Raw genomic sequence first — 26,572 nt, 5'->3', positions numbered from 1 at the left:
CAGGAATGTTCGTCGCATTCGCCAGCCCGCAGAAGCGCTTGTAGCTCATGCGGTCGAGCAGTTGATACTCCATCTGCTCGTCCGACAGGTTGTACAGCCGCTTCAGGACCAGGATGCGCACCATCGTCTCGGTTGGATACGGCGGGCGGCCACCCTGTGGGCTGACCGGCCGCGGCGCGATGCGATCCACCTCGGTCGCCAGCGCCACGAAGTCGATGTACGACTCGATCTCGGCCAGCGGGTCGCCCAGGGTGTCGATCTTCTTGCGGTGGTGTTCGTCGGCGAACAGGTCGGTCTTGATGGCGCTGCGCGGTTTCATCGGAGTCGGCTCGGGGCGGATTCAGAACGATGTAATTTTATCAAGGGTGGGCGAGTCGAGGTTTTTCGAGGTGCCCAGGCTTCTTTGTTGCCCCGGCCTTCTCGGTTCCCGCCTTCTTCCGCACCGCCGGCCTGGCCGGCTTCATGCGCTCCAGCCGCCGCCGGATCTCGTCCGAATCCATCCACAGATCGCTGCCCTGCAGGATGTGGTTGATGTCGGCGGCGCTCAGGAAGGGCGTGCACAGCCGGGTGGTGACCTTCTCGAACCAGTTGCCGAGGGCGTGCACTTCGGCGAGCTGCTCGCTGCCCTTGCCGGCGAAGCTGCTTGAGTAGGTGTGGAACATCAGCTGGCAGTTGTCGTGGACGATCAGCTCGTCGCCCGACAGGAAGATGAAGGCCGCCATCGAGTAGGCCCGCGCCTCCAGCACCGTGACCACGTGGGCCTCGGAGGCCAGCATGTTGTTGATGATCTGCAGCCCGGTGTTGAAATCGCCGCCGGGGGAGTTGATGTGCAGGTAGATCAGGTCGGTTTCGGCGGCGGTGCGGAGCGTATAGAACAGCTCGGTGTAGTACTGGGGGTCCTGCAGTTCGCCGCACAGGTAGTAGGAAACCTGGTGGATGGGCATGTGGCGTTCGTAGCGGACGAGCCCGCCAAAGGGCTCCTCCTCGACTTCTTCGGGCTGGCCGCTGCGGCCGGGGTGCTGAACCATCACTGCGTCCTCCGCTGGAATGACGACAGGGTCCAGTATGCAACCACCCGCAGCGGCGGACAACGCCCGCCGGGGCGGCTCCCGGTTTCCGTGGCGGGCCGGACTGAGCCCGGCCCCGGGGGCGCTCAGGAAGCGGCGGCGGGCAGTGGCTCCGGGACGGGGGCCTCGGCCTGGCGCTCGACGGGCAGCTCGCACTTGAGCACGCCGTGGTTGGCCGCCTCGGCCCACAGGCGGCCGCCGTGGGAATGCACGATCGCCCGGCTGATCGCCAGCCCGGTCTGGCGCTTGCCCGAACCGGACGGGGCGATGGGCTCGAACAGGCGCAGCACCTGGTCGGGGCTCAGGCCGGAGCCGGAATCCTCGATGCGCAGGCAGACCCGGTCGTTGCCGTCCTTCCAGGCCGCCAGCCAGACCCGCCGCGGCTGACGTGGGCTGTCGGAGACGGCGTCGAAGGCGAAGCCCAGCAGGCTGCGCAGCACCACCTCGATCTGCAGGCGGTCCACCCGCAGCAGCAGCTCGGGCATCGTCGCGATGCGCAGGCGGATGCCGCTGCGCTCGGCACGCAGGCGGTAGGGCGCGGCGGCGCTCTCGACCAGCTCCTCGAGGGTGACGCTCTCGAGCTCCGGCGAGCCGCTGCGGAAGAAATCCTGCAGGCGATGCACCACCTCGCTGGTGCGCGCCGATTCGCGCAGCACGCAGCGGATCGCCGAGTGCAGGCGCTCGCCCACCTCGCCCCGTTCGAGCAGCTGCTCGCAGGCGCCGGCATAGGCGCTGAGGGCGGTCAGGGGGTGGTGGAGCTCGTGGGTGAGGGTCGCCGCCATCTCGCCGGCGGCGGCCAGGCGCAGGCTCTGGCGCAGCTCCTGGCCGGTGCGGCGCAGCTCATCCACCGCCGCGGCGACGAAGAAGCCCACCAGCGCGATGGCCATCGCGAGGATCTGCAGCTCGGCCACCGACACCGCGTTGTAGCCCAGCCCGCGGATCGCCACGATGATCCCGACCTGCACGAAGGCCGCGCAGACGATGGCGCCGGCCATGCCCTGGCGCGCCGCCGCCCACACCACGGGCAGGAACAGCAGGTAGAAGAGCTTGAAGCCGTTCTGGCCGCTCAGCCCGAAGGCGACCCACAGGGTCAGGCTGGCCAGCAGCAGGTAGCCCAGGCTCTCGGGCCGCGCCACCGTGGCGCGCAGGATGCCGCGGGCCCGCGGGCTGGTGAGCCACCACAGCAGCGGCATCATGATCGAGATGCCGACCCCGTCGCCCACCCAGAAACGCAGCAGGCCGACCCACCAGCGGGCCGACGGCAGCAGCCCCACCACCCGGAGCGCAAAGAGATACACCACGCTGATCAGGAAGGTGCCGACGGCCACCCGCCACCACCAGGCAAACAGGATGCGCCGGTCGTTGAGCAGCGACCCGGCCGCCAGCCGGCGGGCCAGCATGCGGCCGAGCAGGAAGTAGCCCCCCGCCAGCACCAGCGCCGGCGCCAGGGTCTGCCAGCTCGGCAGGCCGCTGCGGCGCATCACCAGCTCGGCGGCGACGACGGCGATGGTGAGCGGCAGCCAGGCGATGCGCCCCAGACGGACGACCAGCACCAGCCCGAGGGCCGGGGCGGGGTTCCACGGCGTGATGTTGAGGCCGTGCAGCGGGTGGATGAAGCTGGCCACATCCAGCGCCACGTAGAGGCCGATGAAGCCGACAAGGAGAGGCAGGCGGCGGAGCCATTCGACGGCCGCGGCCCGGGTACGATCGATCATCCGAGGGTGAACATGCCGGCGCTCCGCAACGGGAGGCCGAGCCAGAATTGACGGGATTGCGGCTATTGTGACCGCCGGGCCGGCTTCGGCCAATGGCCCGCGACACTGATTCTGTGGGCATTTTCACCGGGTGACGAACGGACTTCGGGCCGACGTGACATGCATCACGCCGGCCCGAGGGGGTGTCGCTCCGGCCGGAGCCGGGGATGGGGCTCAGTCGGCCGCGGGTGCCGGGCGGGCGCTCACCGGCAGCTCGTCGCGGAGCTCGCCGGCGAGGGCCAGCGCCATCCGGTCCATGTCGAGCTCGTTCTCGGAGCGCGACACCACCACCGTGGCCACCGCGTTGCCGATGATGTTGGTCAGCGCGCGGGCCTCGCTCATGAAGCGGTCGATGCCGAGGATCAGCGCCATGCCGGCGATGGGGATGCTGGGCACCACGGCCAGGGTCGAGGCCAGGGTGATGAAGCCGGCGCCGGTGATGCCGCTGGCGCCCTTCGAGGTGAGCATCGCCACGCCGATGATGGTCAGCTCCTGCATCAGGGTGAGCTCGGTGTTGGTGGCCTGGGCGATGAACAGGGCCGCCATCGTCATGTAGATGTTGGTGCCGTCGAGGTTGAAGGAATAGCCGGTGGGCACCACCAGGCCAACCACCGAGCGGGAACAGCCCATCTTCTCGAGCTTGTTCATCAGCTTGGGCAGCGCCGACTCCGACGAGCTGGTGCCCAGCACGATCAGCAGCTCCTCGCGGATGTACTTGATGAACTTGACGATCGAGAAGCCCGTGTAGCGGGCGATCGTCCCCAGCACCACAAAGATGAACAGCGCGCAGGTGAGGTAGAACGAGCCCATCAGCTTGGCCATCGGCACCAGCGAGCCCACGCCGTACTTGCCGATCGTGAAGGCCATCGCCCCGAAGGCGCCCAGCGGGGCCAGCTTCATCACGCTATTGACGATGCCGAACAGCACGTGGGACACCTGCTCGACGAAGTCGAACACCGGCTTGCCCTTCTCGCCCATGGCCGCCAGCGAGAAGCCGAACAGGATGGCGATCAGCAGCACCTGCAGGATGTCGCCCTTGGCGAAGGCGTCGATGAAGGTGGTCGGGATGATGTTGAGGATGAACTCGACGGTGGACTGGGCGTGAGCCTTGGCGGCAAAGCTGTCGACGGCCTTGGTGTCGAGGGTGGACAGGTCGGCGTTGAAGCCGGCGCCCGGCCGGGCGATGTTGGCCACCAAGAGGCCGATCACCAGCGCCAGCGTCGACACCAGCTCGAAGTACAGCAGCGCCTTGCCGCCCACGCGGCCGACCTTCTTCATGTCCTGCATGCCGGCGATGCCATGCACCACGGTGCAGAAGATCACCGGCGCGATGATCATCTTGACCAGCTTGATGAAGCCGTCGCCCAGGGGCTTCAGGTCCACCCCCAGCTTGGGCTCGAAATATCCCAGCAGCACGCCGCAGGCGATGGCGAACAGCACCTGCACGTACAACACCTTGTAGAACGGTTTCTTCATGGCGGCTTGTCTCCGGTTTTGTATTGATGGCGCGCATCTTGGCGCCATCACCGGAGGGCCGGAAATTGTGTGCGTCCCCATTGGGGACGGCCCCATTGTGGAAAACCGAGGGGCTCAGCCCACCCCCAGCCGCCGCGTCAGGGCGATGCCCGCCGGCGACACTTCGGCCCCCAGGGCCAGCACCTCGACGCCGGCGGACCGCGCCTCGCGGAAGGCGCGCTCGTAGGCCGGGTCGATGTGCCCGGCCGGGCGCACCACGTCCACGTCGCCCCGCTGCACGCAGAACACCAGCACCGCCCGGTGGCCGGCGGCAAGCATCGCGGCCATCTCGCGCAGGTGCTTCGCGCCGCGGGTGGTGACGGCGTCGGGGAACCAGCCCACCCCGCCCTCCACGGCCGCGGTGACGTTCTTCACCTCCACGTAGCAGTCGGCACGGCCAGGGCCCTGCAGCAGGAAGTCGATGCGGCTGCCCGCGCCGTACTTCACCTCGGGGCGGATCGAGCCGTAGCCCGCCAGCTCCGCCACCCAGCCGGCCTCGATGGCCTCGCGCACCAGCCCGTTGCTGCGCCCGGTGTGCATGCCCACCACCACCCCGGGCAGGGCCTCGACCAGCTCCCAGGTCCACGCCAGCTTGCGCGCCGGGTTGCTGGCCGGCGACAGCCACACCCGCATCCCCGGCTCGGCGCAGCCCTGCATCGAACCGGTGTTGGGGCAATGGGCGGTGACGCGGCCGGCGGCGGTGTCCACCTCCGCCAGGAAGCGCTGGTAGCGCCGCACCAGGCGGCCTTCGACGAGGGGTTCGGCAAAACGCATCTCAAGGGGCTCCGACGCCGATCAGCCACAGGGCCGCGCTGATCGTGAAGAACGAACACAGGGTGCTGGCGAACACCGCCGCCGCGCAGATCCCCTCGCGGCCGTAGCGCAGGCCGAGGATGGGGTACATGCTCATCATCGGCATCGCCGCGTTGAGCAGGACCGCGGTCTGCCGCTGGGGGTCGGCCACCGGAAAGGCCAGCATCACCACGAACACCGCCAGCGGGTGGATCAGCAGCTTGCCCGCCACCAGCAGCCCGAGGTCGCTGCCCATGCCGCGCAGGCTGAGCCCGGCCAGGGTGCCGCCGATGCAGAACAGCGCCACCGGCGCCGAGGTGGAGGCCAGCATGCCCACCGCCCGGCCGATGGGCGCCGGCATCGCCACCTCGCTGGCCGCCCACGCCGCGCCGGCGGCGAGGCTGAGCAGGAAGGGGTTCTTGACCAGCCGCGCGACGATGCTGGAGAGCAGTACCCGCAAGGGCTGGCGGCCGCTCGCCGCGGCGTCGCCCAGCACGTAGAGGAGCGGAAACATCAGCACGCTCTCGACCACCGCAAAGGCCGCCAGCGAGGCCGCCGCCTGGTGCCCGAACAGTTGCAGCGCGATCGGAAAGCCGACGAAGCTGCTGTTGGCCATCGCCGTGCCCATCGAGAACACCGCGCCGGTGAGCAGGTCGCGCCGCTGCACGAGGCAGGTGAAGGCCACCGTCAGCGCCACCATCAGCAGCGAGCCCAGGCCGTAGGCGATGACCATGTCCCAGTTGAGCGCCTCGTCGAGGCGACGCTCGGCCATCGCCTTGAAGAGCATCGCCGGCAGCGCGAAATTGACGACGAAAACGCCCATCGGCCGGATGCCGGCCCGGTCGAGCAGCCCCGAGCGCACCGCCACGAAGCCGGTGCCGATGAGGAGGAAGATGGGGCCGGTGATGGCGAGGATTTCTAGCAAAGCGGCTCCGCGGACAGGAAAAGGTCATGCCGCACTGCGGCAAGGCGCGATTCTAGGGGCAGCCACGGCGGCGATAAACCGCACCGCGCCGACATCACCGTTCGCCCGGCGCGAACAATTCCACCAGCCAGTCGATGAACACCCGCACCCGCGGCGACAGGTGGCGGTTCTGCGGGTAGAGCACCGTGAGCGGCAGCGGTGGCGCGCGGAAGGCCGGCAGCACCTCCACCAGGGTGCCGTTGGCGAGCTGGCGGGTGACGTGGTACAGCGGCACCTGGATCAGCCCGAAGCCCGCCTCGCAGGCCGCCACGTAGGCGTCGCCGTTGTTAACCGCCACCATGTAGGGCAGGCTGCGGGTCTCGACCCGCCCGTCCACCGCAAACTCGAAGGGGATCGACTTGCCGGTGGACGCCGACTGGTACTCCACCGCCTGATGCCCGGCCAGCCCATCCAGCCCCGCGGGCACCCCGTGGCGGGCCAGGTAGGCGGGGCTCGCGCAGCACACCTGGGGCAGCGTCGTCAGGCGGCGCGCCACCAGCGACGGGTCGCGCGGCTCACCGATGCGCAGCACGCAGTCCACGCCCTCGCGGATCAGGTCGATCTGGCGGTCGGTGACGCTCACCTCCACCTGGATCTGCGGGTAGCGGGCGCAGAAGTCCGGCAGCGCCGGGATCATCACCAGCCGGCAGAAGGACACCGACAGGTCCACCTTGATGCGCCCGCGCGGCTGGCCGGCCGCCTGGGAGAAGGACGACTCCATCTCGTCGATGTCGGCCAGGATCGCCACGCAGCGCTGGTAGTAGGCGTCGCCGTCGAGGGTGGTGCGCACCTGGCGGGTGGTGCGCTGGAGCAGGCGCACGCCCAGGTGGGCCTCCAGCTGCTTGATGATCTGCGTCGCCGACGCCCGCGGCAGGCCGAGGTTCTCGGCGGCGCGGCTGAAACTGCCCAGCTCGACGATGCGGGTGAACAGGCGCATGGCCTGGAAACGATCCACGATGGACTCCCGGATTGTTTGGATGTGCCAAACAGTGTTGGCGAATCCGGCCCATTTATCAATCCGGGCAATGCCGCGATAATCAACGGCATATTTTTATTGCATCATTGCATCCGCTACCGGCAGGCCCCGTCCCTCGGGCTGCGCCGGCCGCGCCCCCCACGGCGCGAACCGTTCTCGCTTTCACCCCGCGCACCCTGGTGTGCGGGGTGTTTTTTTGGGTGGCCGAGACAGCTTGTCGTTCTAACGCTGGACCTTAGGTGCGATCACTACCTGTGGCTGGGTAGCCCGACGTTGTCACCGCGGAGGTATGTAAGTGGTGATTTCAGGCAACCTCTCGGGGATTTCACCCACTCACGCCGTCGCCGGAGGAGCCGGAAATTCGCGTAAAATGTCGAGATGTTAGCCGTTTCGTTAACCTCTTCAACAGATACGCCCGCGCTCCGCAAGGAGCGGGGTGCCTTCTTCACGCCCGACGAGATCACTCGATTTATCGCCAGTTGGGCAATTCGTCATCCAGATGATCTGGTTCTGGAGCCCTCTGCTGGTGATGCTGCGTTCTTAGTCGCAGCAGTAGACCGTCTTCGCAGCCTGTCGCGCGATCAAGATGCGTCTCCAACCGTCAACGGCATAGAGATTCACGCGCCAAGTGTTTTCATCGCCCGTCAGCGCATCCGTGAGGCTGGCGGTAAACCCGAGATCCGGCACAGTGACTTCTTTATGGTTGCTCCCGCCCCGCTCTACGATACGGTCATAGGGAACCCACCTTATATCCGATACCAAGATTTTGCGGGTGAATCCAGGGCGCGAGCCCGGATCGCGGCGCTCAAAGGTGGAGTCTCTTTAACTGGACTCGCATCCAGTTGGGCTGCTTTTACCGTGCACTCCGCACTGTTTTTAAAACCTGGAGGTCGACTAGGGCTTGTGCTGCCGGCCGAACTGCTGTCGGTGAACTACGCGGCTCCGGTACGCAGATTCCTCTTTGAACGCTTCCGGCATATTGAGCTTGTGCTCTTCGACGAGCAGGTATTTCCCGACGCAGAGGCAGACGTAGTGCTTCTGCTTGCAGACGGCTACTTGCAAGGGCCTGCTGCCCAAGCGACCATCCGACAAGCCAAGAATGCAGCGCATCTGGCTGCAGCGGATGTGGGACAGTCATGGACACCATCGGACCCTGCGGGCAAGTGGACAGGAAGTCTCATCAAGCCGATTGCTACCGATCTCCTGAATGCGTTGCTACATGACGCGGCATTCACTCATTTGGAAACCTGGGGAGATACGACTCTCGGCATCGTCACCGGCAATAACAAATACTTCACGCTCTCTCCCCAGCGAGCCAAGGAATTGGGCCTGCCTGACCGCGATTTATTACGCCTCTCCCCACCTGGAAGCAACCATTTGCGCGGCCTGACTCTTTCCGAAGATCTACTCACGCAACTCGGTCAAGAAGGTAAGTCCACATATTTGTTTTATCCAAGCGATCCTCCTTCGGCTGCGGCTGTCGCATACATCGAGGACGGCCATCGAACAGGCGTGGATACGGCTTATAAATGTCGGGTACGCAAGCGCTGGTATAAGGTACCACTCGTCCCCGCAGCCGATCTGCTACTGACCTGCATGAATGCGGACACCCCACGGCTCTCGACAAATGAAGCAGGCGCTCACCATCTCAATTCGGTGCATGGCGTGTATCTGACAGGCCCATTCCGCGACCTTGGACGCGAACTCTTGCCTCTGGCGAGCTTGAATTCAGTCACACTTCTCCATGCAGAAATGGTCGGCCGCGCTTATGGAGGCGGCATTCTCAAGATTGAACCTAGGGAAGCCGACGTCTGGGAAGTCCCTTCCCCCGCGCTGATAGAGGAACATGCCCGTAAACTAAGGTCTGCCAAGTCAGATGTTGCAGGCCTTTTGCGTTCGGGAAAACTCCTCGAAGCAGTCAGAATCATCGATCAGATTTTACTTGTCGATTCCGGTTGGGTATCCAGTGAACAAATCGAGCATATCCGGCAAGCACGTACAGAACTCGCGCACCGCCGCACTGTGAGGGCTGCAAGTGGCCGCTGAACTGAACGCCAAAGAGAAAGCCTGGACTCTCTTCGACCGCATCGTTGCACATGCTGCACCCGAAAACAGCCACAGGAACCCCTGGGTCCAACAGCACGAAGGAATACTGTGCTATGAACCTGACGTCGATACTCTATCTCGGCTTCTCGGTGTTCCTCTATATTTGAACGCTGAGAGCCGTACAGGTGTACCAGCGCTGGCACTTGATGTCTGGCTTAGCTACGAGTTACGGCGCGCGGGTTTCGATTACGACGCGGTCTGGCCGCGCCCGATCCATCCCCGCATCCTTCCGAAGCCGATAGCAAGCCTGCTGAAAGCTCTACCCGCCAAGGAAAGAGCTCAACTCCATGACCGCCTGACCCGAAATTCTGCAATTACTGGCGTCACGTCATCCAATGCAAGCATTTTGGGTAAAAACTACCTGAAGCAAGTTGATGTGATCATGACCGACTGGGCCACCGGACCTGAGTTGCTGATTTCGACCAAACGAATGGATTCGTCGTATGGAAAGAATGCGCCGAATCGCATAGAAGAGTCTTATGGAGACGCAAAGAATTTACGCCTTAGGCATCCCCTTGCCGCGGTAGGATTTGTTTTCGGCCTTCGCTCTGACATTCTTCAAGAAGAGCCGGATACAGCCGAATGGCTGATGGATCTGCTTATAAAGCTCGGGCGCGAGGAGGATGCTTACCATGCAACCTGCCTCATTATGATGGAATATTCAGATGCGGTTAACGTTAATTCCCATGCAGAAGGGCTGGAACCACGCACTGTCACCAAGCCGGTAACAGCGGAGGAGGCCGTAACAGTCTCGGCTTTCGATGCCGACCTCAACATAGAGGCGCTTCCGCCAGTGAAGATTCTTAGTGACAAGGTTCCCCCTGAACTGTCACCGGGCCGCTTCCTTTCGGAGATGGTCACACGCGTTCTCGATACAACACCTGTCACCATGCATCGAGAGGCACGTCGGCGCCGTCGAGAGGCGGCAAACAGTCGCTAAATTGTCGGTGCAGGGGTTTTCGCCGCAGCAGCGTCAATCAGGCTGCCCCCCCCCCTTTCCTCCCCTGCCCGCCCGACTTCCTTGCACCGCCACACCCCTCCGATGCCCCAAGTCGGGGCATGAAAGGTATCTCGCCACCCTCCCGAGGGTCGCGGTGCCCCTTCTATACCCCAAAACGGGGCGCGGAAGGGTAAGCCGATACCCTCCCTTGCCCCACTCCGACCCTCGGATGCCCCACACTGGGGCAGCGAAGGGTATAGGGATACCCTCCGGAGGGTCGCGGCGGGGCTCCATTGGGTCTCGGGCACCCTCCGATGGGTCTCGGGCACCCTTCCGAGGGTCGCTGACACCCTTTTCCGGTGGGGCGCAGGGCAAGGGGAGCTGCCGGCAGAGCGGCGGCGGGGCGATGGGAGGCAGCGCGGGCCGGGGCGCGGGCTGTAGTGATACGGCCCCGGTGGGCCGGCGGGCGCCGGCCGGGGTGCCCTCAGGCGGCGCTGCCGGGGTCTTTCTTGACGATGCGCGGGCGACGGGCTGGGTAGGCGTCCTTCAGGGCATTCAGGCCCTCGCTCTTGCCGTCGCTCTGCATGTGACGGTAGCCCTCCAGCGCGGCCACCAGCACGTCGCTGCCGAGGGCGGTGACGGTGTCGTCGAAGCGCGCGACGAGCTGCTGCAGGCGTAGCATCGGGCCGCGCAGGGCGTCGAAGGTGGCCAGGTCGCGCTGCATCTCGGCGAGATCGAAGCTGGGCGGGAAGGCGTGAGGGTATTGCTCGAAGATGACTTCGGCCTGGCGGCAGAAGGGCTCGGTGCCGTCGCCCAGCTTGGCGAGGCGGCGCAGCTCGTCGGGGGTGAGGGTGACGAAGGACTCGGTGAACTTCTCGATGCGGGTGATGGCGGCCTCGAGATCTTCGATTTCGGCCGGGGTGAAGACGAGGGATACCAGGTTCTGTTTCATGGCGGGCTCCTTGTGCCGGATTAAGGGATACCACGCCGGGCCCGCCACAATGACATGACGATTCCGGCGCTCGCTCTCCATGATATATAAATTTATTCGTTATGGCTTGACGTGACGCCGGGCAGAACCCCCGTCCTCGTCAGTCCTCCTCGTCCCCCCGCAGCGCGGCGCCGGCGAGGTTGGCGGCGAGCAGTTGCTCGGTGGCGATCCCGCCGGGCCGGGCCGCCGGGCGCAGGCTGGCGCGCCAGTCGGCGAACAGACGGGCCTGGGCGGCGCGGGCAGCGGCGGCCTGGGAGGCGTCGACGGCCGCAAAGCGGACTTCGGCGCCGGGCACGAGGTGAGCCAGGCACGGCAGGTCGGCGCGGATCACGGTGGCGATCTTGGGGTAGCCGCCGACGGTCTGGCAGTCGGCCAGCAGCACGATGGGCTGGCCGTCGGCGGGCACCTGGATCGCGCCGGGGGTGACGCCATCGGAGACGATGTCGGCGCCGCCCGGCACATGCGCCAGGCGCGGGCCGGCGAGGCGCAGGCCCATGCGGTCGCGGGCGGGGCTGAGCGTCCACGGCTGGGCGTAAAAGGCCGCCAGCGCGGCGGGGGTGAAGTGGTCCGCCTGGGGGCCGGGAATCACCCGGATCGGGCCATCCGGGTGGCGCAGCGGTGCGGCGACGAGGGCGTGCTGCGGATCGCCGGCGAAGGACGCGCAGGGCAGCAGCCCACCCGCCACGACGGAGACGCCCAACCCGGCGCGGGCATAGCTGGAGCGGCTGCCGAGCACGGGCGGGGTGAGCAGGCCGCCGCCCACCGCCAGATAGCCGATGCCCCGGGCGCCGAGCTGCAGCGTGTCGCCCGGCTGCAGCACCACCGCGGACCAGGCCGCGAGCGGCCGGATGTCGCCCCCGGCCCCGGCGATGCGCCCGGCGAGCTCACCCGCCAGCGCCACGCAGACCGGCCCACCGGCGGCGCGCAGCGTGGGGGCGGCGAGCAGCACCTCCAGCCCGGCCACCTCCGGCCCATTGCCGGCCAGGTGGTTGGCGGCGGCCAGCAGCAGCGGGTCGAGGGCGCCGGAGAGCGGCACGCCGATGCTGCGGTGGCCGGGGCGGCCGGCGTCCTGCACCGACACGCCGAGGCCGGCGGCGAGGATGTCGAGGCCGGCGCTCACGGCCGCGCCTGCACGGCTTCCGCCGCCTCGGCGAGGCTGGCCACGGCCCGGAAGCACACCCGGTCGCCCGGCGCCAGCAGGGCCGGGCGGGCGGCGTTGCCGGCGTCGAAGAGCGCCACCCCGGTGCGCCCGAGCAGCCGCCAGCCGCCCGGGCTGTCCCACGGGTAGATGGCCGCCATGCGCCCGGCGATGGCCAATGAGCCGGCCGGCACGCGGGGGCGCGGGGTGGCGAGGCGCGGCATCTCGAGGGCCGCCGGCAGGCCGCCCAGGTAGGCGAAGCCGGGCAGGAAGCCGAGCATGTACGCGCTGAATTCGGTGGCGCAGAGGCGTTCGATCACCGCCTCGCGGGCGAGGCCGCAGTGGGCGGCCACGTCGGGCAGATCGGGGGCGAATTCGTCGTCGAAGCACACCGGGACCACCCGGCGCCGGCCGCTGGCGGTGGCCTCGCGGCCCTCCCGGGCGAGGGCCAGCAGGTCGGCGGCGAGGCCCTCGGGGGCCACCCGGTCGGGGTCCACATGCACGGTGACCGAGCGGAAGGCGGGCACCCACTCGATCACGCCGGGGAGCGCGAGGTCGGCCAGCGCCGCGGCGAAGCCGAGCACCCGGGCGTGGATCTCGGGGGCGATGCCGCCGCCGAACTCGACGGTGTACGCGGCGTCGCCCAGCGCCAGCAGGCGCGGGAAGCCTGCGACGGGCCCGCCCAAGGCTTACTGCCCCAGCGCGCCGAAGGCCTTTCTGGCGAGGCCGCCGGCGGCGCCCAGCGGGTTCTTGCGGATCGCCCGCTCTTCCTCAGCGATCATCAGGAACAGGCCGTCGAGGGCCTTGCGGGTCACGTAGTTCTCGATCTTCAGCTCGTCGCCGCCGAGGCCCAGGCTGCCGGCCTTGCCGGCGACCCTGTTGTACTGCTCGGCCAGGGCCAGCTTGTCGGTGGTGGCCTTGACGGTGGGCAGGAAGGATTCGGCGAGCTGGGCCGAGGTCTTCTCCTTGAAGTACTGGGTGGCCGAGTCGTCGCCGCCGGAGAGGATCCGCTTGGCGTCCTCGACGCTCATCTTCTTGACGGCATCCACCAGCAACACTTTGGCCTTCGGCACGGCCTGCTCGGCGGCCTTGTTCATGGTCTCGACGAGGGCATCGAGGTCCTTGCCGCGGCCCATGGTACGCAGCATGCCCTCGACGGGCGCGAGGCTGGCGGGCAGGCCGATCTTCACTTTCGGGTTGTTGAGGAAACCTCCGTCGGTGCCGAGCTGTCCGACAGCCTTCGAGGCGCCCTGCACCAGCGCCTCGCGCAGGCCGCCCGAGGCGTCCTTGTCGGTGAGATCGGCGAGGCCCAGGGCCCAGGCCTGACAGGAGATGACAAGCAGCAGCAAAGCTCTCAGAATCGCACGCACGGCAAACCTCCCTTTTCCGGTAAGAAAACGATGTTCTACAAGGCTATCACGCGCCTGCTGGCGCCGCTCCTCCTCGTCGCCTTCGTCGGCGGCTGCAGCCAGCCGGCCGCCCCGGACGTGAGCTTCACCACCCTCGACGGCCAGACCAACCGCCTGTCCGCGCTGCGCGGCAAGGTCGTGCTGGTGAACTTCTGGGCCACCACCTGCACCACCTGCGTCGCCGAGATGCCCAAGCTGGTGGCGACCCACAACAAGTTCGCCGCCCAGGGCTTCGAGACCGTCGCCATCGCCATGAGCTACGACCCGCCCGACTACGTGCGCAACTACGCCACCAACAACGCGCTGCCCTTCAAGGTGGCGGTGGATGCCAGCGGCGAGGCCGCCAGGGGCTTCGACGACGTGCGCCTGACGCCCACCACCTTCCTGCTCGACAAGCGCGGCCAGGTGGTGCAGAAGTTCCTCGGCGAGCCCGACTTCGACAAGCTCCACGCGCGCATCGCCCAGCTGCTGGCCGAACCCGCGTGAAGCCGCGCAGCCTGATCGTCGCGGCCCTCGCCGCAGGGGCGGTGGCCGCGGTGCTGCTGTGGCCGAAGGGCCGCGAGGTCGAGGTGGCCACCGTCACCCGAGGGCCGCTGGCCCAGTCGGTGGTGGCCACCGGGCGCATCGCCACCCCGGCGCGCATCGCCATCGGCAGCCCGCTGGCCGCCACGGTGCTGGAGGTCACGGTGCGCGAGGGCGACCCGGTGCAGCCCGGCCAGCTGCTCGCCCGCCTGCGCGCCGACGACGCCGCCGCCCTGGTCGCCCAGGCCAGCGCGGCGCTGGCCGAGGCCGAGGCGCGCCTGGTCCAGATCGACAAGGTCGGCCAGCCGGTGGCCGCCCAGCAGCTGGCCCAGGCCGAGGCCAACCTCAAGGTGGCCGGCGCCGAGGCCGAGCGGGCACGCCAGCTGGTGGCCCGGGGCTTCTACGCCCAGTCCAGGGCCGACGACGCGGCCCGCAACGAGGCCAACGCCCTCGCCGCGGCCGAGGCCGCCCGCGCCCAGCTGGCCGCCCAGCAGCCCGGCGGCAGCGAGCGCGAAGCCGCCCGGGCGCGCCTCGAACAGGCCCGCGCCCAGCTCGCCAACGCCCGCGCCCGCGCCGCACTGCTGACCCTCACCGCCCCGTCCGCCGGCACCGTGCTCACCCGCAAGGCCGAGCCCGGCGACGTGGCCAGCGCCGGCAAGGTGCTGCTGGAGCTGGCCGACGCCGGCGAAACGCGCATCCACGCCACCGTCGACGAGAAGAACCTGCGCCTCCTCAAGCCCGGCCAGCCGGCCCGCGCGGTGGCCGACGCGTGGCCCGGCCAGCCCTTCGACGCGGAGCTGTATTACCTCGCGCCGGCGGTCGACCCGCTGCGCGGCACCGTCGAAATCCGCTTCCGGGTGCCCAAACCGCCGACCTTCGTCCGCCCCGACATGACGATCTCGGTGGAGACCGTCACCGGCCGCCAGGCATCCACCCTGCAGCTGCCCACCGAGGCGGTGCGCGACCTGGACGGCAAGCCCTGGGTGCTGGTGGCCCGGGACGGCCTGGCCGAGCGCCGCGAGGTGCGCACCGGGCTCGCCGGGATCGGCAAGGTGGAGATCGCCGACGGTCTCGCCGAGGGCGACCAGGTCATCCTGCCCGCCTCCGGCGCCCTCGACGGCGACAAGGTGCGCGTCCGCCCGCCGAAGGCCCCCCGGGTCGGCGGCCTGCAGGTGCCCCAGGGGATGACCAAGTGAGGCCCCGCCGCACCCCATGAAACTCCGCCTCCCCTTCGCCCCCCTCGTCGCGCTGCGCTTCCTGCGCGAGGGGCGCATGCAGACCCTGCTGATCCTCGCCGGCACCACCGGCGGGGTGGCGGTGATCGTCTTCCTGACCCAGCTGATCAGCCAGCTGCAGGCCCAGATCGTCGACCGGGTGCTGGGCAGCCAGGCCCACGTGGTGCTCCGCCCGCTGGAGGAAGCCAACCGCCCGGCCATCGACGACGAGGGCTTCGCCCGCATCATCGAGCCCCGCGCCCAGCGCCTGCGCAGCATCGACCAGTGGGAGACCATCGCCCGGCTGGCCGCCGACATGCCCGGCGTCACCGCGGTGTCACCGGTGGTCACCGGCCCGGCCTTCGCGCTGCGCGGGCAGGCCAGCAAGTCGGTGGCGCTGATGGGCGTCGACGCCGAGCGCTACCGGCGCATCGTGCGGATGGAGGAATACATGCTGGCTGGCCGCTTCGCCGTCGAGGGCCCGCGCGCGGTGATCGGCAGCGAACTCGCCAAGGACCTCGGCATCGGCCTCGAGGACAAACTGCGCGTGGTGCTGCCCAACGGCCGCGACGAGCTGCTGGTGGTGGGCGGCATCTTCGACATCGGCAACCGCGACCTCAACCGGCGCTGGGTCTTCATCACCCTGCCGCTGGCCCAGAGCCTGCTCGACCTGCCCGGCGGCGTCTCCAACCTCGACCTCACGGTGGCCGACATCTTCGACGCCCAGACCGTCGCCGACCGCCTGCGCGGCGCCACCGGCCTCACCGTCGACAGCTGGATGCAGACCAACGCCCAGCTCCTCGCCGCGCTGCGCAACCAGACGGTGTCCAACAACCTGATCCGCAGCTTCGTGGTGATCATCGTGGCGCTGGGCATCGCCAGCGTGCTGGTGGTGAGCGTGGTGCAGAAGCAGAAGGAGATCGGCATCCTGCGCGCGATGGGCGCCAGCCGCGGGATGATCCTGCAGGTGTTCCTGATCCAGGGCGCGCTGGTCGGCGCGGTCGGCTCGGTGCTCGGCAGCCTGCTCGCCTTCGGGCTGCTGCAGGTGTTCTCGGCGATCTACCGCAACGCCGACGGCACGCCGCTGTTCTCGGGCCAGCTCGAGCCGCGCTTCATCGTCGGCGCGGCGCTGGTCGCCACCGTGGTCGGCCTCGCCTCGGCGCTGATCCCGGCCCGCCGCGCCGCGCGCATGGACCCGGTCCAGGCGATCCGCTCATGAGCGCCCCGGTCATCCGGCTCGCCGGCCTCACCAAGGCCTACAACGTGGGCACGCCCGTCGAGACCGAGGTGCTGCACGGCCTCGACCTGAGCCTGGAGCAGGGCGAGTTCGCCGCGCTGATCGGCCCGTCGGGCTCCGGCAAGAGCACCCTGCTCAACATCATCGGCCTGCTGGAGCGTCCTACCGGCGGGCTGCTGTCCATCGACGGGCGCGACACCGCGCGGCTCTCCGAGGCCGAGCTCACCCAGCTCCGCGGGCGCAGCATCGGCTTCGTGTTCCAGTTCCACCACCTGCTGCCGGCCTTCAGCGCCCTCGAGAACGTGATGATGCCGGCCATCGTCGCCCGCGGCGCGCCCGACGACGAGGCCGAGGCCACCGCCCTGCAGCTGCTCGACGCGGTGGGCCTCAAGGCCCACGCCCGCAAGAAGCCCGGCGAGCTCTCCGGCGGCCAGCAGCAGCGGGTCGCCATCGCCCGCGCGCTGGCCCTCAAGCCGCGCCTGATCCTCGCCGACGAGCCCACCGGCAACCTCGACACCCACACCGCCGACGACATCTTCGCGCTGCTCCGGGTGTTCAACCGCGACACCCGCTGCGCCTGCCTGATCGTCACCCACGACCCGCGCCTCGCCGACCGCTGCGACCGGGTGATCCGGCTGGTGGACGGCCGCATCGCCGAAGACCGGCGCGCCTGATCCCGCGCCGGCCGGGCCGCCGCAGGCCAGCTTATTCCGCTGCCCTGAACGGGAATGACGGGCGCGCATCTTGGGCATAACCCGCACGAGTGAGACTTTCACCCTCTATTTTGTCCGCGGGCCTACCTATAATCAGTGAGATTTCGTTTCGATCTCCACTGTCGATGGGGCCCTCACCGATGAACTCGACCTCCACCCTTTACGACGTGCTCGGCCTGCCCTCCACGGCAAGCGAGGGGGACATCCACGCCGCCCACATGCGCCTGGTGCGTCACTACCAGTACGGCATCAACGGCCTGTCGGCGGCCGAGGCCAACCAGCAGCTCCAGGCCGTCAAGGGCGCCTGGTGGACCCTCTCCGATCCGGGGCGCCGCGCCGCCTACGACGCCGGGCTGGCGGCCGCCTTCGCCCATGCCGCAGCCGCCGCCCCCGCGGCGGCGGCGTCGCCCGCCGCATCCGGCCCCGCAACCGTGGCGCCGGCCGCCGCGGGCATCCTGCCGCCGGTGATCGAGGTGGAGCTCAAGTCGCCCAAGCGCTCGCCGCTGCGCATCATGCTGGGGGTGATCGGCTCGCTGATGATCGTCGGGCTGGCGCTGCAGATCTACTTCTCGATGTTCGCCTTCCGCCAGCTGAGCGGCAACGACGCGGCCCTCGAGGCCCAGCAGCGCCTGGTCGACGCCGAGCGCCGCCAGACCTACGGCGACCTCACCGACAAGGAGATCGCCGAGCTGGAGAGCCAGTCGGTGCTCCAGCGCGAGGAGAACCGCCAGCAGGAAGAAGAACGCCGCAAGGCCTTCGCCCAGAAGCAGGAAGAATACGAACGCGAGCGGGCACTGCGCGAACGCAAGAACTACGCCGACCAGGTCTCCAACGAGCTGCGCCGCCAGGAAGAGGTGGACAAGCTGAAGGCCAACTGGGAACGCCAGCAGCGGGAATACCAGGCCCGCCGCGAGCAGGCCGAAGAGGACGCCCGCGTCCAGCAGCGCCTGGCCCGCGAGCGCGAGCAATGGCGGCGCGAGCTGCAACGCTGAGGCACGCCCCGCAAAAGAGACGCGGCCGGCGCGGCCCGCCTGGGGGATAATCCCCCATGACCTCGACTCTGCCCCCGCCGCCGGACATGCCGGCCGACGCCACCTTCGTCCCACCGCCCGCCCCCATCGAGGCGGCGCCCTTCACGCAGCTGGGCCTCGCCGCCCCGGTGCTCGCCAACCTGGCCCGCCTCGGCTACCACCTGATGACGCCGATCCAGGCCGCCAGCCTGCCGGTGGCCCTGGCCGGCGACGACCTCATCGCCCAGGCCAAGACGGGCAGCGGCAAGACCGCCGCCTTCGGCCTGCCGCTGCTGCAGCGCCTCGACCCGCGCCACTTCGCGGTGCAGGCGATGGTGCTGTGCCCGACCCGCGAACTGGCCGAGCAGGTGAGCCAGGAGATCCGCCGCCTCGCCCGCTTCGAGGAGAACATCAAGGTGCTCAGCCTGTGCGGCGGCAGCCCGATCCGCCCCCAGGTGGACAGCCTCGCCCACGGCGCCCACGTGGTGGTGGGCACGCCGGGCCGGCTGCTCGACCACCTCTCCCGCGGCAGCCTGCAGCTCGACGCCCTCGCCACGCTGGTCCTCGACGAGGCCGACCGCATGCTCGACATGGGCTTCTTCGACGACATCGCCCGCCTCGCCGGCGCCTGCCCGCCGATCCGCCAGACCCTGCTCTTCTCGGCCACCTACCCGGAGGGCGTGGTGCGCCTGGCCCGCCAGTTCATGCGCCAGCCCCGCGAGATCACGCTGGCCGGCCAGCACGCGGCCGACAAGATCCGCCAGCGCTTCTTTGAAGTCGCCCCCGACCAGCGCCTCCACGCCGTCGGCCTGCTGCTGCGCCACTACCGGCCGGAGAGCGCCCTGGCCTTCTGCAACACCCGGCAGCAGTGCCGCGACCTGATCGATGTGCTCCACGCCGAGGGCTTCCACGCGCTGGCGCTGCACGGCGAGCTCGACCAGCGCGAGCGCGACCAGGTGATGGTGCAGTTCGCCAACCGCAGCTGTAGCGTGCTGGTGGCCACCGACGTGGCCGCCCGCGGCCTCGACATCGCCGGGCTGGAGGCGGTGATCAACGTGGACGTGACTCACGACCCCGAGGTGCACATCCACCGCATCGGCCGCACCGGCCGCGCCGACGAGGACGGCTGGGCCCTCAGCCTGGTCGGCCCCACCGAGAAGCACCGCGTCGAGGCGACCGCCCGCGCCAACGGCTTCACGCCCCAGTGGGAATCCCTCGCCGAACTCCACGCCGAAGACCAGCCTGTGCCCCAGCCGGCGATGGTCACGCTGCAGATCCTCGGCGGGCGGAAGGAGAAGATCCGCCCCGGCGACGTGCTCGGCGCCCTCACCGGCGAGGCCGGCCTGGCCGCGGACCAGATCGGCAAGATCAACGTCAACGAGCAATCCACCTACGTGGCCGTCGCCCGCGGCATCGCCCGCCAGGCCCTGAAGCGCCTGCAGGATGGCAAGATCAAGGGCAAGAAAGTGCGCGTGCGGCTGCTCGACGGGTAAACTGCCGGCTCCGTCCGAACACGCCTCCACGCCATGGCCGACCACCGCTTTTCCGACCCGGAGATCGCCGCCGTCTACCGGGCCATCGCCGAACGGCGCGACATGCGCCACTTCCGCCCCGACCCCGTCGACCCGGCCCTGCTGCAGCGCCTGCTGTGGGCCGCCCACCACGCCCCCAGCGTCGGCTTCATGCAGCCGTGGCGCTTCATCCGCGTCACTAGCCGGGCGCTGCGCGAGCAGATGCACGCCCTGGTCGAGACCGAACGCCTGGCCACCGCGCGGGCGCTGGGCGAGCGGGAGGACGACTTCATGCGCCTCAAGGTGGAGGGCCTGCTCGACGCCGGCGAGGTGGTGGTGGTGGCGCTGGCCGACGGCCGCGAGAAGCACATCTTCGGCCGCCGCACCCTGCCCGAGATGGACCTCGCCTCGGTGGCCTGCGCGATCCAGAACATGTGGCTGGCGGCCCGCGCCGAAGGCATCGGGCTGGGCTGGGTGTCGATCTTCGACCCCGTCGAGCTGGCGCGCCTGCTGGGCATGCCCGACGGCGCCCGCCCGGTGGCGATCCTGTGCATCGGCCACGTGGAGGCCTTCTACCCGCGGCCGATGCTGGAGCTGGAGCAGTGGGCCGAGCGCATGCCCATCGACAGCGTGATGGCCGAAAACGCCTGGCCCGACGCCAGCTGAAGGCCCCCTTGCCGGGCCGGCCGCCATCGCTACAATGCCGCCTCTTTTCCCTCAGCACGAAAGCTTCAAGCCATGTGGTTCAAGAATCTGCAGATCTACCGCCTCCCCGTAAACTGGGGCCTCACCGCCGACACGCTGCAGGAAAAGCTCTCCGCCCGCCCCTTCCAGCCCTGCGGCAGCCAGGACATGGCGAGCCGCGGCTGGAGCTCGCCCACCAAGGACGACCGCTTCGTGCTGGCGGTGGGCGGCCACTTCCTGCTGGCGCTGGCCGTCGAACAGAAGCTGCTGCCCTCGTCGGTGGTCAATGAGGTCGCCGCCGACAAGGCCGAGGCGATCGAGGCCCAGCAGGGCTTCAAGCCCGGCCGCAAGCAGATGAAGGAGATCAAGGAGGCGGTGCTGCAGGAGCTGCTGCCCCGCGCCTTCACGCGCCGCCGCAAGGTGTTCAGCTGGATCGACCCGGTGGGCGGCTGGCTGGTGATCGACGCCGCCAGCCCGGCCCGCGCCGAGGAAGTCCTCGACGCCCTGCGCGACAGCCTCGACGAGCTGCCGGTCAAGATGGTCAAGACCCAGCAGTCGCCGGTGTCGGTGATGACCGCCTGGCTGGCCGCCAACGAGGCCACCGGCAACTTCACCATCGACCTCGACTGCGAGCTGCGCGCCGTCACCGACGAGAAGGCCGCGGTGCGCTACGTGCGCCACGCCCTCGACGGCCAGGACATCCAGGACCACCTGGCCGCCGGCAAGCTGCCCACGCGCCTGGCCCTCACCTTCGACGACCGGGTGAGCTTCATCCTCACCGAGAAGATGGAGATCAAGCGCGTCGCCTTCCTCGACGTGATCAAGGAAGAGGCCGAAAAGCAGGCCGACGCCGCCGACATGCAGATGGAAGCCGACTTTGCGCTGATGAGCGGCGAACTCTCGCGCCTGATCCCCGCTCTCATCGAAGTGCTGGGCGGCGAACAGCCGGACGGCGTGATCTGATCCCAACCCACTCCCGGAGCCCACGATGAGCAAGGACCTCGCCGACCTGCGCAAGAGCTACGAACAGGGCAGCCTCGACGACGCCGACCTGGCCGGCGAGCCCCTCGCCCAGTTCACCACCTGGCTCGCCGAGGCCCTCGACAAGGGCCTGCCTGAGCCCAACGCGATGACCCTCGCCACGGTGGGCGCCGACGGACGGCCGTCCACGCGGGTGGTGCTCATCAAGGGCTGCGACGAGCGCGGCATCGTGTGGTTCTCCAACTACGCCAGCCGCAAGGGCCGCGAGCTCGATGCCCACCCCTTCGCCGCGCTGCAGTTTCACTGGGTCGAGCTGGAGCGGGTGGTGCGCATCGAAGGCCGGGTGAGCAAGGTTTCCGACGAAGAATCCGACACCTACTTCGCCAGCCGCCCGCTGTCCCACCGCATCGGCGCCTGGGCCTCGCCCCAGAGCGAAGCCATCGCCAACCGCGCGGTGATCGTTGCCCGCGCCGCCGAATACGGCCTCAAGTTCGGCATGAAGCCCCCCCGCCCGCCCCACTGGGGCGGCTACCGTCTCGAGCCGGACTACTGGGAGTTCTGGCAGGGCCGCGCCTCGCGGCTCCACGACCGCTACGCCTACCGGCGGCAGGCCGACGGCAGCTGGGTGCGGGAAAGACTGGCGCCGTAGGCGGGACGCCGTCGCGGGCCGTTACAAGAGAAAATCCTCCATCGCCTCCAGCACCGCCGCGGGCGTGGTAATGTGGGGCAGATGCCCCTTCGCCTCGATGACCCGCAGCCGGCTGCCGGGGATCTGGCTGTGCAGGTATTCCGCCACCTCCAGCGGCACCGCCAGATCGACGCGGGGCTGAATGATCAGGGTCGGCACCCGCACCTGCGGCAGCACGGCGCGGTAATCCGACTGCAGCACCGAGCAGGCGATGGTCAGGGCGTTCTGCGGCGGGATCGCCGCCAGGCTCGCCGCAAAGGCCTTGGTGAAGTGGGCGGGGTGCTCCTCGTTCATCGCCTTCGACGCGTAGCCGCTCGCCCAGTCGGGGTAGTTTTCATGGATCGCCCGATAAGTCTGCCGAAGCGCCTCCTCGGTCATCCCCCCGTGGTAACCCACGTCGTCACAGTAGCGTGGCGAGGCGCACAGCAGCACCAGCCGCGAGAACAGGCCCGGCTGCTGCAGCGAAGCCAGCAGACAGATCATCGCGCCCATCGAGTGGCCGACCGCAATCGCCCCGCTCAGCTCCAGTCGGTCGCCGATCTCGACGAGGTCGGCGGCGTAGCGGTCGAGGTTGAGGTAGCGGTGCTGCGCGAAGGCCTCGGAGCTCAAACGGCCCTGGCCCACATGGTCGAAGCGCACGATCCGGAAACGCTCCCCGAGGGCCTCCACCAAGGCCGACCAGACGCTCTGGTCGGTGCCGAAGCCGTGCGAGAACACGATCGTCCGCGGCGCGTCGGGATTCCCGCAGACCGTGACGTGGTTCCTGATGAGCGGGTCCAGGGCATTCATGATGGGCTCTTCCATTTCTGTGGTGAAAAATCGTCGCGACCGATGCCCGGGCGCACTCAATCGAGTGACAAGCGGGGCGCGGGAAGATTCACAGGAACCCGGCTGCAGCCCGCCGCAGGCCTTGGTAGCCCTGCCCGGGCATCAAACCCTCCCCGAAGGTGCCAGAATGCCACCACGGTTGACACCATGGCGCCATTTTGGCACCATAATTCTCACTTGACAGCCGGATTGGCTAGTCTCCGTTGAAGCGTCCGATCCAAACCTCGAACTCGCTGACCTACTCGAACTCGCTGACCTACTCGAACTCGCTACTTATATCTTTAGGATCACCTTCATGCCTAACACCAAGGCGCGCGAAACGACTCCGGAAGCTCGGGGCCGGATTACCGCCCGAGTGCCTCAATCTCTTGTAGAAACACTGGATCTGGCTGCAAGCATGGTCGGCTCCACAGTTAGTCAGTTCGTCGCGCAGGCAGCACTGGAAAAAGCGGAAAGAATCATCGAGCACGAGCGAGTCATCAGCATGTCGGCACAAACGGCCGCCTGGTTTTTCGAGCTCATCGACAATCCACCTACTCCTACCCCTACGCTGGCGAACGCAATGAAGCGTTACAACGCTAGAAAGGTTAGCAGTGAAGGCTCAAATTCAGCGTTTGAGCTCGGAGCATGACCGGACCCAGTTCGATTGCGGCGAACCTGCCCTCAATCTCTGGCTGGCCCAGCAGTCGCTCCAGCAGCAACAAAGAAGGCAGTCGAGAACCTTCGTACTCGTAGATATAGAGCGTCCGGAAATCATTCTGGCCTACTACACCTTGACGATCAGTGAGGTGGATGGTTCGAGCTACCCGTCGCGCAAGTCTCAACCCCGCCGCCTACCCGTGATCCGCCTTGGACGACTCGCAGTCGCCAAGGCCCTCCAAAAATCCGGAATAGGTGAATTTCTACTCATGAACGCGATTGAGCGCGCCAACGAAGTCTCCAACAATGGCGGCGGGGTCGCTTTGGCGGTGGACGCAAAGAACGAACAGGCAGCAGCGTTCTATCGTCGATACGACTTCACGCCTGCCCCGGATGCTCCGCTCCTGCTTTTCCTTCCGCTCGGCGACCATCTTGCGATCTAACGTGGGCCGATGCGGCGGGGCCGCCGCCCGCCTCAATCCACCCGCCCGAGGGTGTCGAAGCCCAGGTACAACGCCTCGAACCGGGCCTTGCCGGTGGCGAGGAAGCGCTGGAAGCTCCACTCCCCCTCGCCCAGCCTGGCGGCGTATTCGGGCTTGAAGACATAGGCCCAGGCCGTCAGGCGGTGGCCGTCGGGGAGCTCGACCTCGACTTCGCAGCGGCGGTATTCGTCGCCCTCGAAGGCGTCGAGGCGGGGCCAGGCGGCGGCGGGGAGGTCGAGGTAGAGGACGCCCTCGACCCGGCCTTCGGCGGCCGGGACCATGCCGGGGTAGTCGGCGCCGGCCACCGGGGCGCGGCGGTAGCCGGCGAGCCGGGCGGGCACCGGCCTGAGCGGGGCGGCGGCGGTCACCGCGCCCATGATGTCGTCGCACATCAGCGAGCCGTAGGTGAAGCAATGATCGGACATGGCATCTCCTGGTGGGGCGGCCGGGTCAGGCCACCTCGGTGAGGCGCTGGCGCAGGGTGGCTTCGGCGCGGGCCGACAGCACCAGCATCAGCTTGAGGGTGGCGCGGGTGGCCCCCACGAACAGGCGGCGGACGGCCCGGTCGTCGAGGGTGTCGAAGTCGATCTCGGTGAGGATCACGCAGGGCGCGGCGCGGCCCTTGAAACGGTGCACCGAGTCGATGAGGATGTCGCCGTCGGTGAGGACGGGGTTGCCCAGCAGGTCGTAACGGCCGGTGGGCGCCCGCAGCGCGTAGGGCCCGAGGCGGGTGAAGGGCGCCATCGCCGAGTGCTCGCGGCCACGGTAGCTGATCACCGCGATGTGGGAGCGGCGGAAACCCAGGCCGATGGCGCGGGTGATGGCCTTGATGGTGGCGTGGGGGAGTTCGTCCACGTCGGCGTAGGGGAAACGCTCGACCGCCCCCCCGGTGAGGGGGCTGCCCGCCGCCACCGGCTGGTCGAGCAGGCGGTTGAGGGTGGCGAGGATGTCCTTCGGGCTGCGGTAGTTGGTGTCGGCGCGCAAGCCGACCCAGCCGGGCAGGGCCACCGGCGGGCGGTCGTAGAGGTTCTGCAGCGGGTCTTCGAGCCACCAGGCGCGGCCGCCGGGGCGCAGGAAGCGCAGCAGGTTGTCGGCCCAGCCGGGGAGGAAGTCCTGGCCTTCGTCGACGATCAGCGTGTCCACCTGCTCGGCCGGCGTGGGCCGGTGGGTATCCAGCGCCGCCTCGAGGCGGGCGAAGACGTCGGGCTGGCGGAAGTCGGGCACCTCACCACGGGCGCGCAGCAGGCGGTCGGCGAGCTGGTGGTAGGTGGCCACCTCGCCGCCGGGCGGCACCACCAGCGCGATGTGGTCGGCCAGCGGCCGGTTGTAGCAGACGCAGAGGGGGCGCCGCCCGGCGGCCAGGGCGTCACGATAGACGGCCATCGCCAGCTGGGTCTTGCCCGAGCCGGCGGTGCCGGTGACGCGCAGCCGGAAGGGCTCGCAGTCGATGCGCCGGGCCCACTCCGCCAGCCCGCCGGCGAGGCGGGTGGTCAGGCCGTGGGCCTCGCCGACCACCGCGTGCACCTCGGGCACCAGCTGCAGGATGTCGCCCAGGAAGCGCTCGACCCTGGCCCGGCTGGCGAGCCGCGGCCCCTCGGCCGGCAGGATGCTGCGGATGACCGGGATCAGGTCGGCCCGCCGGCGGAAATCCACGATGCGCGCCGGGTCGATGCCCGCGCTGCCCGCCTCCTTGACCACGTAGTCGGGGCAGTACAGCAGCGATTCGATCTCGACGGGATCAAAGCCACACACCGCACGCAGCCGGGCCGCGAGGTTGTCGGCATGCCGGGCAAGCTGCAGCGGCACGCTCTCGTCCCGCCTGCCGGCGCGCTGGGTGAGGCCGCACGGCGTCTCGGCGAGGAAGCCGGACTTCTGTTCGACCAGCAGAAGCTTGCCGGTGGGGCCGACAATGGCGAAGTCAATCTCGCCGGCGATCGCGAAGCTGCCCTCGGCGACCCGCGTCCAGTGCACGCCGTGGTACACGGTGTACTCGGCCGGCAGCCCATAGGCCAGCAGGGCGAGGGTTTCGATTTGACGCTGGGCGGCACCGCTGGCCTTCAGCTCGCGCCAGCCGTCGGGATGGATGAGGGCCATGTCGGGCGTATGTTCGGGTTGGAGTTGATGCGTAACATGACATGATCGGCTTGCTGCCGGAAGCCGCGGCTGCAATGCTTTGCATTCTGAGCTGCCCCCCGAATTTCGTCTTCCAACGTAGTCGTCGTACGATCGACAGCACGAGAGGAAGAACGACATGAAACGCATCCCGAAACAGGAATACACGGCTGAGTTCAAGGAGCAGGCCGTCAAGCGCGCCGACGAGGTTGGCAGCATCGCCCGTGTCGCCGAGGAACTGGGGCTGGTCGAGCAGACACTGCGCAACTGGGTGAAGGCGGCGAAGGCGGGCAAGCTCA

At 68.5% G+C, this 26,572-nt stretch carries 27 protein-coding genes and 1 pseudogene; 14 read left to right on the top strand and 14 right to left on the bottom strand.

The window, feature by feature from the left end:
* From ACE3OU_RS17500 to ACE3OU_RS17470, 7 genes and pseudogenes are all read right to left on the bottom strand, one after another.
* Nucleotides 1-319 (bottom strand): transposase (locus ACE3OU_RS17500; protein WP_374242835.1); only part of this gene is annotated, 319 nt, incomplete at its 3' end.
* A 40-nt stretch (nt 320-359) separates the two neighbouring features.
* Entirely contained in the window at nt 360-1,028 is a 669-nt protein-coding gene (locus ACE3OU_RS17495) for an ATP-dependent Clp protease proteolytic subunit (RefSeq protein WP_374242834.1), read from the bottom strand.
* A gap of 125 nt (nt 1,029-1,153) precedes the next feature.
* Nucleotides 1,154-2,782: an ATP-binding protein gene (locus tag ACE3OU_RS17490; RefSeq protein ID WP_374242833.1), complete on the bottom strand. Its 1,629-nt coding sequence runs from the start codon at nt 2,780-2,782 to the stop codon at nt 1,154-1,156.
* Nucleotides 2,783-3,100: 318 nt separating this feature from the next.
* Nucleotides 3,101-4,297 (bottom strand): annotated as a pseudogene (locus tag ACE3OU_RS17485) (dicarboxylate/amino acid:cation symporter); the annotation flags it as partial.
* A gap of 114 nt (nt 4,298-4,411) precedes the next feature.
* On the bottom strand, nt 4,412-5,110 hold the full coding sequence (gene sfsA, locus ACE3OU_RS17480; RefSeq protein ID WP_374242832.1) for a DNA/RNA nuclease SfsA: 699 nt from the start codon (nt 5,108-5,110) through the stop codon (nt 4,412-4,414).
* A gap of 1 nt (nt 5,111) precedes the next feature.
* Nucleotides 5,112-6,053 carry an AEC family transporter gene (locus ACE3OU_RS17475; protein WP_374242831.1) on the bottom strand — a complete coding sequence of 314 codons (942 nt, stop codon included), beginning with the start codon at nt 6,051-6,053 and terminating at the stop codon, nt 5,112-5,114.
* 94 nt (nt 6,054-6,147) lie between these two features.
* Entirely contained in the window at nt 6,148-7,047 is a 900-nt protein-coding gene (locus tag ACE3OU_RS17470) for a LysR family transcriptional regulator (RefSeq protein ID WP_374242830.1), read from the bottom strand.
* 399 nt (nt 7,048-7,446) lie between these two features.
* Between ACE3OU_RS17470 and ACE3OU_RS17465 the strand changes: the two genes are divergently transcribed.
* Both ACE3OU_RS17465 and ACE3OU_RS17460 read left to right on the top strand, forming a co-directional pair.
* The gene (locus ACE3OU_RS17465; RefSeq protein WP_374242829.1) at nt 7,447-9,114 is read left to right on the top strand and encodes a class I SAM-dependent DNA methyltransferase; all 1,668 of its coding nucleotides are present in this window, start codon (nt 7,447-7,449) and stop codon (nt 9,112-9,114) included.
* Nucleotides 9,104-10,114 (top strand): hypothetical protein, encoded by a 1,011-nt coding sequence (locus tag ACE3OU_RS17460; RefSeq protein WP_374242828.1) that lies wholly within the window; start codon nt 9,104-9,106, stop codon nt 10,112-10,114. The genes ACE3OU_RS17465 and ACE3OU_RS17460 overlap by 11 nt, the downstream gene beginning before the upstream one ends.
* Before the next feature lie 484 nt (nt 10,115-10,598).
* On the opposite strand, the gene ACE3OU_RS17455 is transcribed toward ACE3OU_RS17460, so the two are convergent.
* The 4 genes from ACE3OU_RS17455 to ACE3OU_RS17440 all read right to left on the bottom strand — a co-directional run bounded on the left by ACE3OU_RS17455 (nt 10,599) and on the right by ACE3OU_RS17440 (nt 13,613).
* Nucleotides 10,599-11,066, bottom strand: coding sequence for a hypothetical protein (locus ACE3OU_RS17455; RefSeq protein ID WP_374242827.1), 468 nt, complete (start codon nt 11,064-11,066; stop codon nt 10,599-10,601).
* Nucleotides 11,067-11,205: 139 nt separating this feature from the next.
* Nucleotides 11,206-12,225 carry a biotin-dependent carboxyltransferase family protein gene (locus ACE3OU_RS17450; RefSeq protein ID WP_374242826.1) on the bottom strand — a complete coding sequence of 340 codons (1,020 nt, stop codon included), beginning with the start codon at nt 12,223-12,225 and terminating at the stop codon, nt 11,206-11,208.
* A complete protein-coding gene (pxpB, locus tag ACE3OU_RS17445; RefSeq protein ID WP_374242825.1) occupies nt 12,222-12,929 on the bottom strand; it encodes a 5-oxoprolinase subunit PxpB in 708 nt (235 codons plus the stop codon). The genes ACE3OU_RS17450 and pxpB overlap by 4 nt, the downstream gene beginning before the upstream one ends.
* Nucleotides 12,930-12,932: 3 nt before the next feature.
* Nucleotides 12,933-13,613, bottom strand: coding sequence for a DUF4197 domain-containing protein (locus tag ACE3OU_RS17440; RefSeq protein WP_374242824.1), 681 nt, complete (start codon nt 13,611-13,613; stop codon nt 12,933-12,935).
* A gap of 30 nt (nt 13,614-13,643) precedes the next feature.
* On the opposite strand from ACE3OU_RS17440, the gene ACE3OU_RS17435 reads away from it, so the two are divergent.
* The 9 genes from ACE3OU_RS17435 (at nt 13,644) to pdxH (ending at nt 22,173) form a co-directional block, all read left to right on the top strand.
* On the top strand, nt 13,644-14,138 hold the full coding sequence (locus ACE3OU_RS17435; protein WP_374242823.1) for a TlpA family protein disulfide reductase: 495 nt from the start codon (nt 13,644-13,646) through the stop codon (nt 14,136-14,138).
* Complete coding sequence (locus ACE3OU_RS17430; protein ID WP_374242822.1) at nt 14,135-15,370, top strand: efflux RND transporter periplasmic adaptor subunit; 1,236 nt, start codon at nt 14,135-14,137, stop codon at nt 15,368-15,370. Before ACE3OU_RS17435 ends, ACE3OU_RS17430 begins: the two co-directional genes overlap by 4 nt.
* A gap of 16 nt (nt 15,371-15,386) precedes the next feature.
* Nucleotides 15,387-16,607 carry an ABC transporter permease gene (locus ACE3OU_RS17425; RefSeq protein ID WP_374242821.1) on the top strand — a complete coding sequence of 407 codons (1,221 nt, stop codon included), beginning with the start codon at nt 15,387-15,389 and terminating at the stop codon, nt 16,605-16,607.
* The gene (locus tag ACE3OU_RS17420) at nt 16,604-17,299 is read left to right on the top strand and encodes an ABC transporter ATP-binding protein (protein WP_374242820.1); all 696 of its coding nucleotides are present in this window, start codon (nt 16,604-16,606) and stop codon (nt 17,297-17,299) included. The genes ACE3OU_RS17425 and ACE3OU_RS17420 overlap by 4 nt, the downstream gene beginning before the upstream one ends.
* A gap of 179 nt (nt 17,300-17,478) precedes the next feature.
* The gene (locus tag ACE3OU_RS17415) at nt 17,479-18,330 is read left to right on the top strand and encodes a DnaJ domain-containing protein (protein ID WP_374242819.1); all 852 of its coding nucleotides are present in this window, start codon (nt 17,479-17,481) and stop codon (nt 18,328-18,330) included.
* A gap of 56 nt (nt 18,331-18,386) precedes the next feature.
* Nucleotides 18,387-19,841, top strand: coding sequence for an ATP-dependent RNA helicase DbpA (gene dbpA / locus ACE3OU_RS17410; protein ID WP_374242818.1), 1,455 nt, complete (start codon nt 18,387-18,389; stop codon nt 19,839-19,841).
* A gap of 33 nt (nt 19,842-19,874) precedes the next feature.
* Nucleotides 19,875-20,525, top strand: a complete 651-nt coding sequence (gene bluB, locus ACE3OU_RS17405; RefSeq protein ID WP_374242817.1) for a 5,6-dimethylbenzimidazole synthase — start codon at nt 19,875-19,877, stop codon at nt 20,523-20,525.
* 72 nt (nt 20,526-20,597) lie between these two features.
* Nucleotides 20,598-21,506, top strand: a complete 909-nt coding sequence (locus ACE3OU_RS17400) for a recombination-associated protein RdgC (protein WP_374242816.1) — start codon at nt 20,598-20,600, stop codon at nt 21,504-21,506.
* 25 nt (nt 21,507-21,531) lie between these two features.
* Nucleotides 21,532-22,173: a pyridoxamine 5'-phosphate oxidase gene (pdxH, locus tag ACE3OU_RS17395; protein WP_374242815.1), complete on the top strand. Its 642-nt coding sequence runs from the start codon at nt 21,532-21,534 to the stop codon at nt 22,171-22,173.
* A 21-nt stretch (nt 22,174-22,194) separates the two neighbouring features.
* Here the strand turns inward: pdxH and ACE3OU_RS17390 are convergent, their stop codons facing one another.
* Nucleotides 22,195-23,001: an alpha/beta fold hydrolase gene (locus ACE3OU_RS17390; RefSeq protein WP_374242814.1), complete on the bottom strand. Its 807-nt coding sequence runs from the start codon at nt 22,999-23,001 to the stop codon at nt 22,195-22,197.
* 334 nt (nt 23,002-23,335) lie between these two features.
* Between ACE3OU_RS17390 and ACE3OU_RS17385 the strand changes: the two genes are divergently transcribed.
* Nucleotides 23,336-23,671 carry a DUF1778 domain-containing protein gene (locus ACE3OU_RS17385; RefSeq protein ID WP_374242813.1) on the top strand — a complete coding sequence of 112 codons (336 nt, stop codon included), beginning with the start codon at nt 23,336-23,338 and terminating at the stop codon, nt 23,669-23,671.
* Nucleotides 23,634-24,122, top strand: a complete 489-nt coding sequence (locus tag ACE3OU_RS17380) for a GNAT family N-acetyltransferase (protein ID WP_374242812.1) — start codon at nt 23,634-23,636, stop codon at nt 24,120-24,122. Before ACE3OU_RS17385 ends, ACE3OU_RS17380 begins: the two co-directional genes overlap by 38 nt.
* A 32-nt stretch (nt 24,123-24,154) precedes the next feature.
* Here the strand turns inward: ACE3OU_RS17380 and ACE3OU_RS17375 are convergent, their stop codons facing one another.
* Both ACE3OU_RS17375 and ACE3OU_RS17370 read right to left on the bottom strand, forming a co-directional pair.
* On the bottom strand, nt 24,155-24,586 hold the full coding sequence (locus ACE3OU_RS17375) for a gamma-glutamylcyclotransferase family protein (protein WP_374242811.1): 432 nt from the start codon (nt 24,584-24,586) through the stop codon (nt 24,155-24,157).
* Between the two features lie 25 nt (nt 24,587-24,611).
* Nucleotides 24,612-26,255 carry an ATP-binding domain-containing protein gene (locus tag ACE3OU_RS17370; RefSeq protein ID WP_374242810.1) on the bottom strand — a complete coding sequence of 548 codons (1,644 nt, stop codon included), beginning with the start codon at nt 26,253-26,255 and terminating at the stop codon, nt 24,612-24,614.
* 157 nt (nt 26,256-26,412) lie between these two features.
* Here ACE3OU_RS17370 and ACE3OU_RS17365 point away from each other — a divergent pair.
* A partial coding sequence (locus ACE3OU_RS17365; RefSeq protein WP_374242836.1) for a transposase occupies nt 26,413-26,572 on the top strand: 160 nt, incomplete at its 3' end.

This window comes from Zoogloea sp. (genome assembly GCF_041908905.1).
Taxonomy (GTDB): Bacteria; Pseudomonadota; Gammaproteobacteria; order Burkholderiales; family Rhodocyclaceae; genus Zoogloea.
The sequence above is the reverse complement of the archived record's forward strand: the minus strand, read 5'-3'. Positions and strand labels throughout refer to the sequence as shown.

Excerpts from the sequence above, each read along its gene's own strand:
- ACE3OU_RS17495 (WP_374242834.1), bottom strand. The coding sequence starts at position 1,028 with ATGGTTCAGCACCCCGGCCGCAGCGGCCAGCCCGAAGAAGTCGAGGAG.
- ACE3OU_RS17490 (WP_374242833.1), bottom strand. The coding sequence starts at position 2,782 with ATGATCGATCGTACCCGGGCCGCGGCCGTCGAATGGCTCCGCCGCCTG.
- sfsA (WP_374242832.1), bottom strand. The coding sequence starts at position 5,110 with ATGCGTTTTGCCGAACCCCTCGTCGAAGGCCGCCTGGTGCGGCGCTAC.
- ACE3OU_RS17465 (WP_374242829.1), top strand. The coding sequence starts at position 7,447 with ATGTTAGCCGTTTCGTTAACCTCTTCAACAGATACGCCCGCGCTCCGC.
- ACE3OU_RS17455 (WP_374242827.1), bottom strand. The coding sequence starts at position 11,066 with ATGAAACAGAACCTGGTATCCCTCGTCTTCACCCCGGCCGAAATCGAA.
- ACE3OU_RS17435 (WP_374242823.1), top strand. The coding sequence starts at position 13,644 with ATGTTCTACAAGGCTATCACGCGCCTGCTGGCGCCGCTCCTCCTCGTC.
- ACE3OU_RS17425 (WP_374242821.1), top strand. The coding sequence starts at position 15,387 with ATGAAACTCCGCCTCCCCTTCGCCCCCCTCGTCGCGCTGCGCTTCCTG.
- ACE3OU_RS17420 (WP_374242820.1), top strand. The coding sequence starts at position 16,604 with ATGAGCGCCCCGGTCATCCGGCTCGCCGGCCTCACCAAGGCCTACAAC.
- ACE3OU_RS17415 (WP_374242819.1), top strand. The coding sequence starts at position 17,479 with ATGAACTCGACCTCCACCCTTTACGACGTGCTCGGCCTGCCCTCCACG.
- dbpA (WP_374242818.1), top strand. The coding sequence starts at position 18,387 with ATGACCTCGACTCTGCCCCCGCCGCCGGACATGCCGGCCGACGCCACC.
- bluB (WP_374242817.1), top strand. The coding sequence starts at position 19,875 with ATGGCCGACCACCGCTTTTCCGACCCGGAGATCGCCGCCGTCTACCGG.
- ACE3OU_RS17400 (WP_374242816.1), top strand. The coding sequence starts at position 20,598 with ATGTGGTTCAAGAATCTGCAGATCTACCGCCTCCCCGTAAACTGGGGC.
- pdxH (WP_374242815.1), top strand. The coding sequence starts at position 21,532 with ATGAGCAAGGACCTCGCCGACCTGCGCAAGAGCTACGAACAGGGCAGC.
- ACE3OU_RS17390 (WP_374242814.1), bottom strand. The coding sequence starts at position 23,001 with ATGAATGCCCTGGACCCGCTCATCAGGAACCACGTCACGGTCTGCGGG.
- ACE3OU_RS17385 (WP_374242813.1), top strand. The coding sequence starts at position 23,336 with ATGCCTAACACCAAGGCGCGCGAAACGACTCCGGAAGCTCGGGGCCGG.
- ACE3OU_RS17375 (WP_374242811.1), bottom strand. The coding sequence starts at position 24,586 with ATGTCCGATCATTGCTTCACCTACGGCTCGCTGATGTGCGACGACATC.
- ACE3OU_RS17370 (WP_374242810.1), bottom strand. The coding sequence starts at position 26,255 with ATGGCCCTCATCCATCCCGACGGCTGGCGCGAGCTGAAGGCCAGCGGT.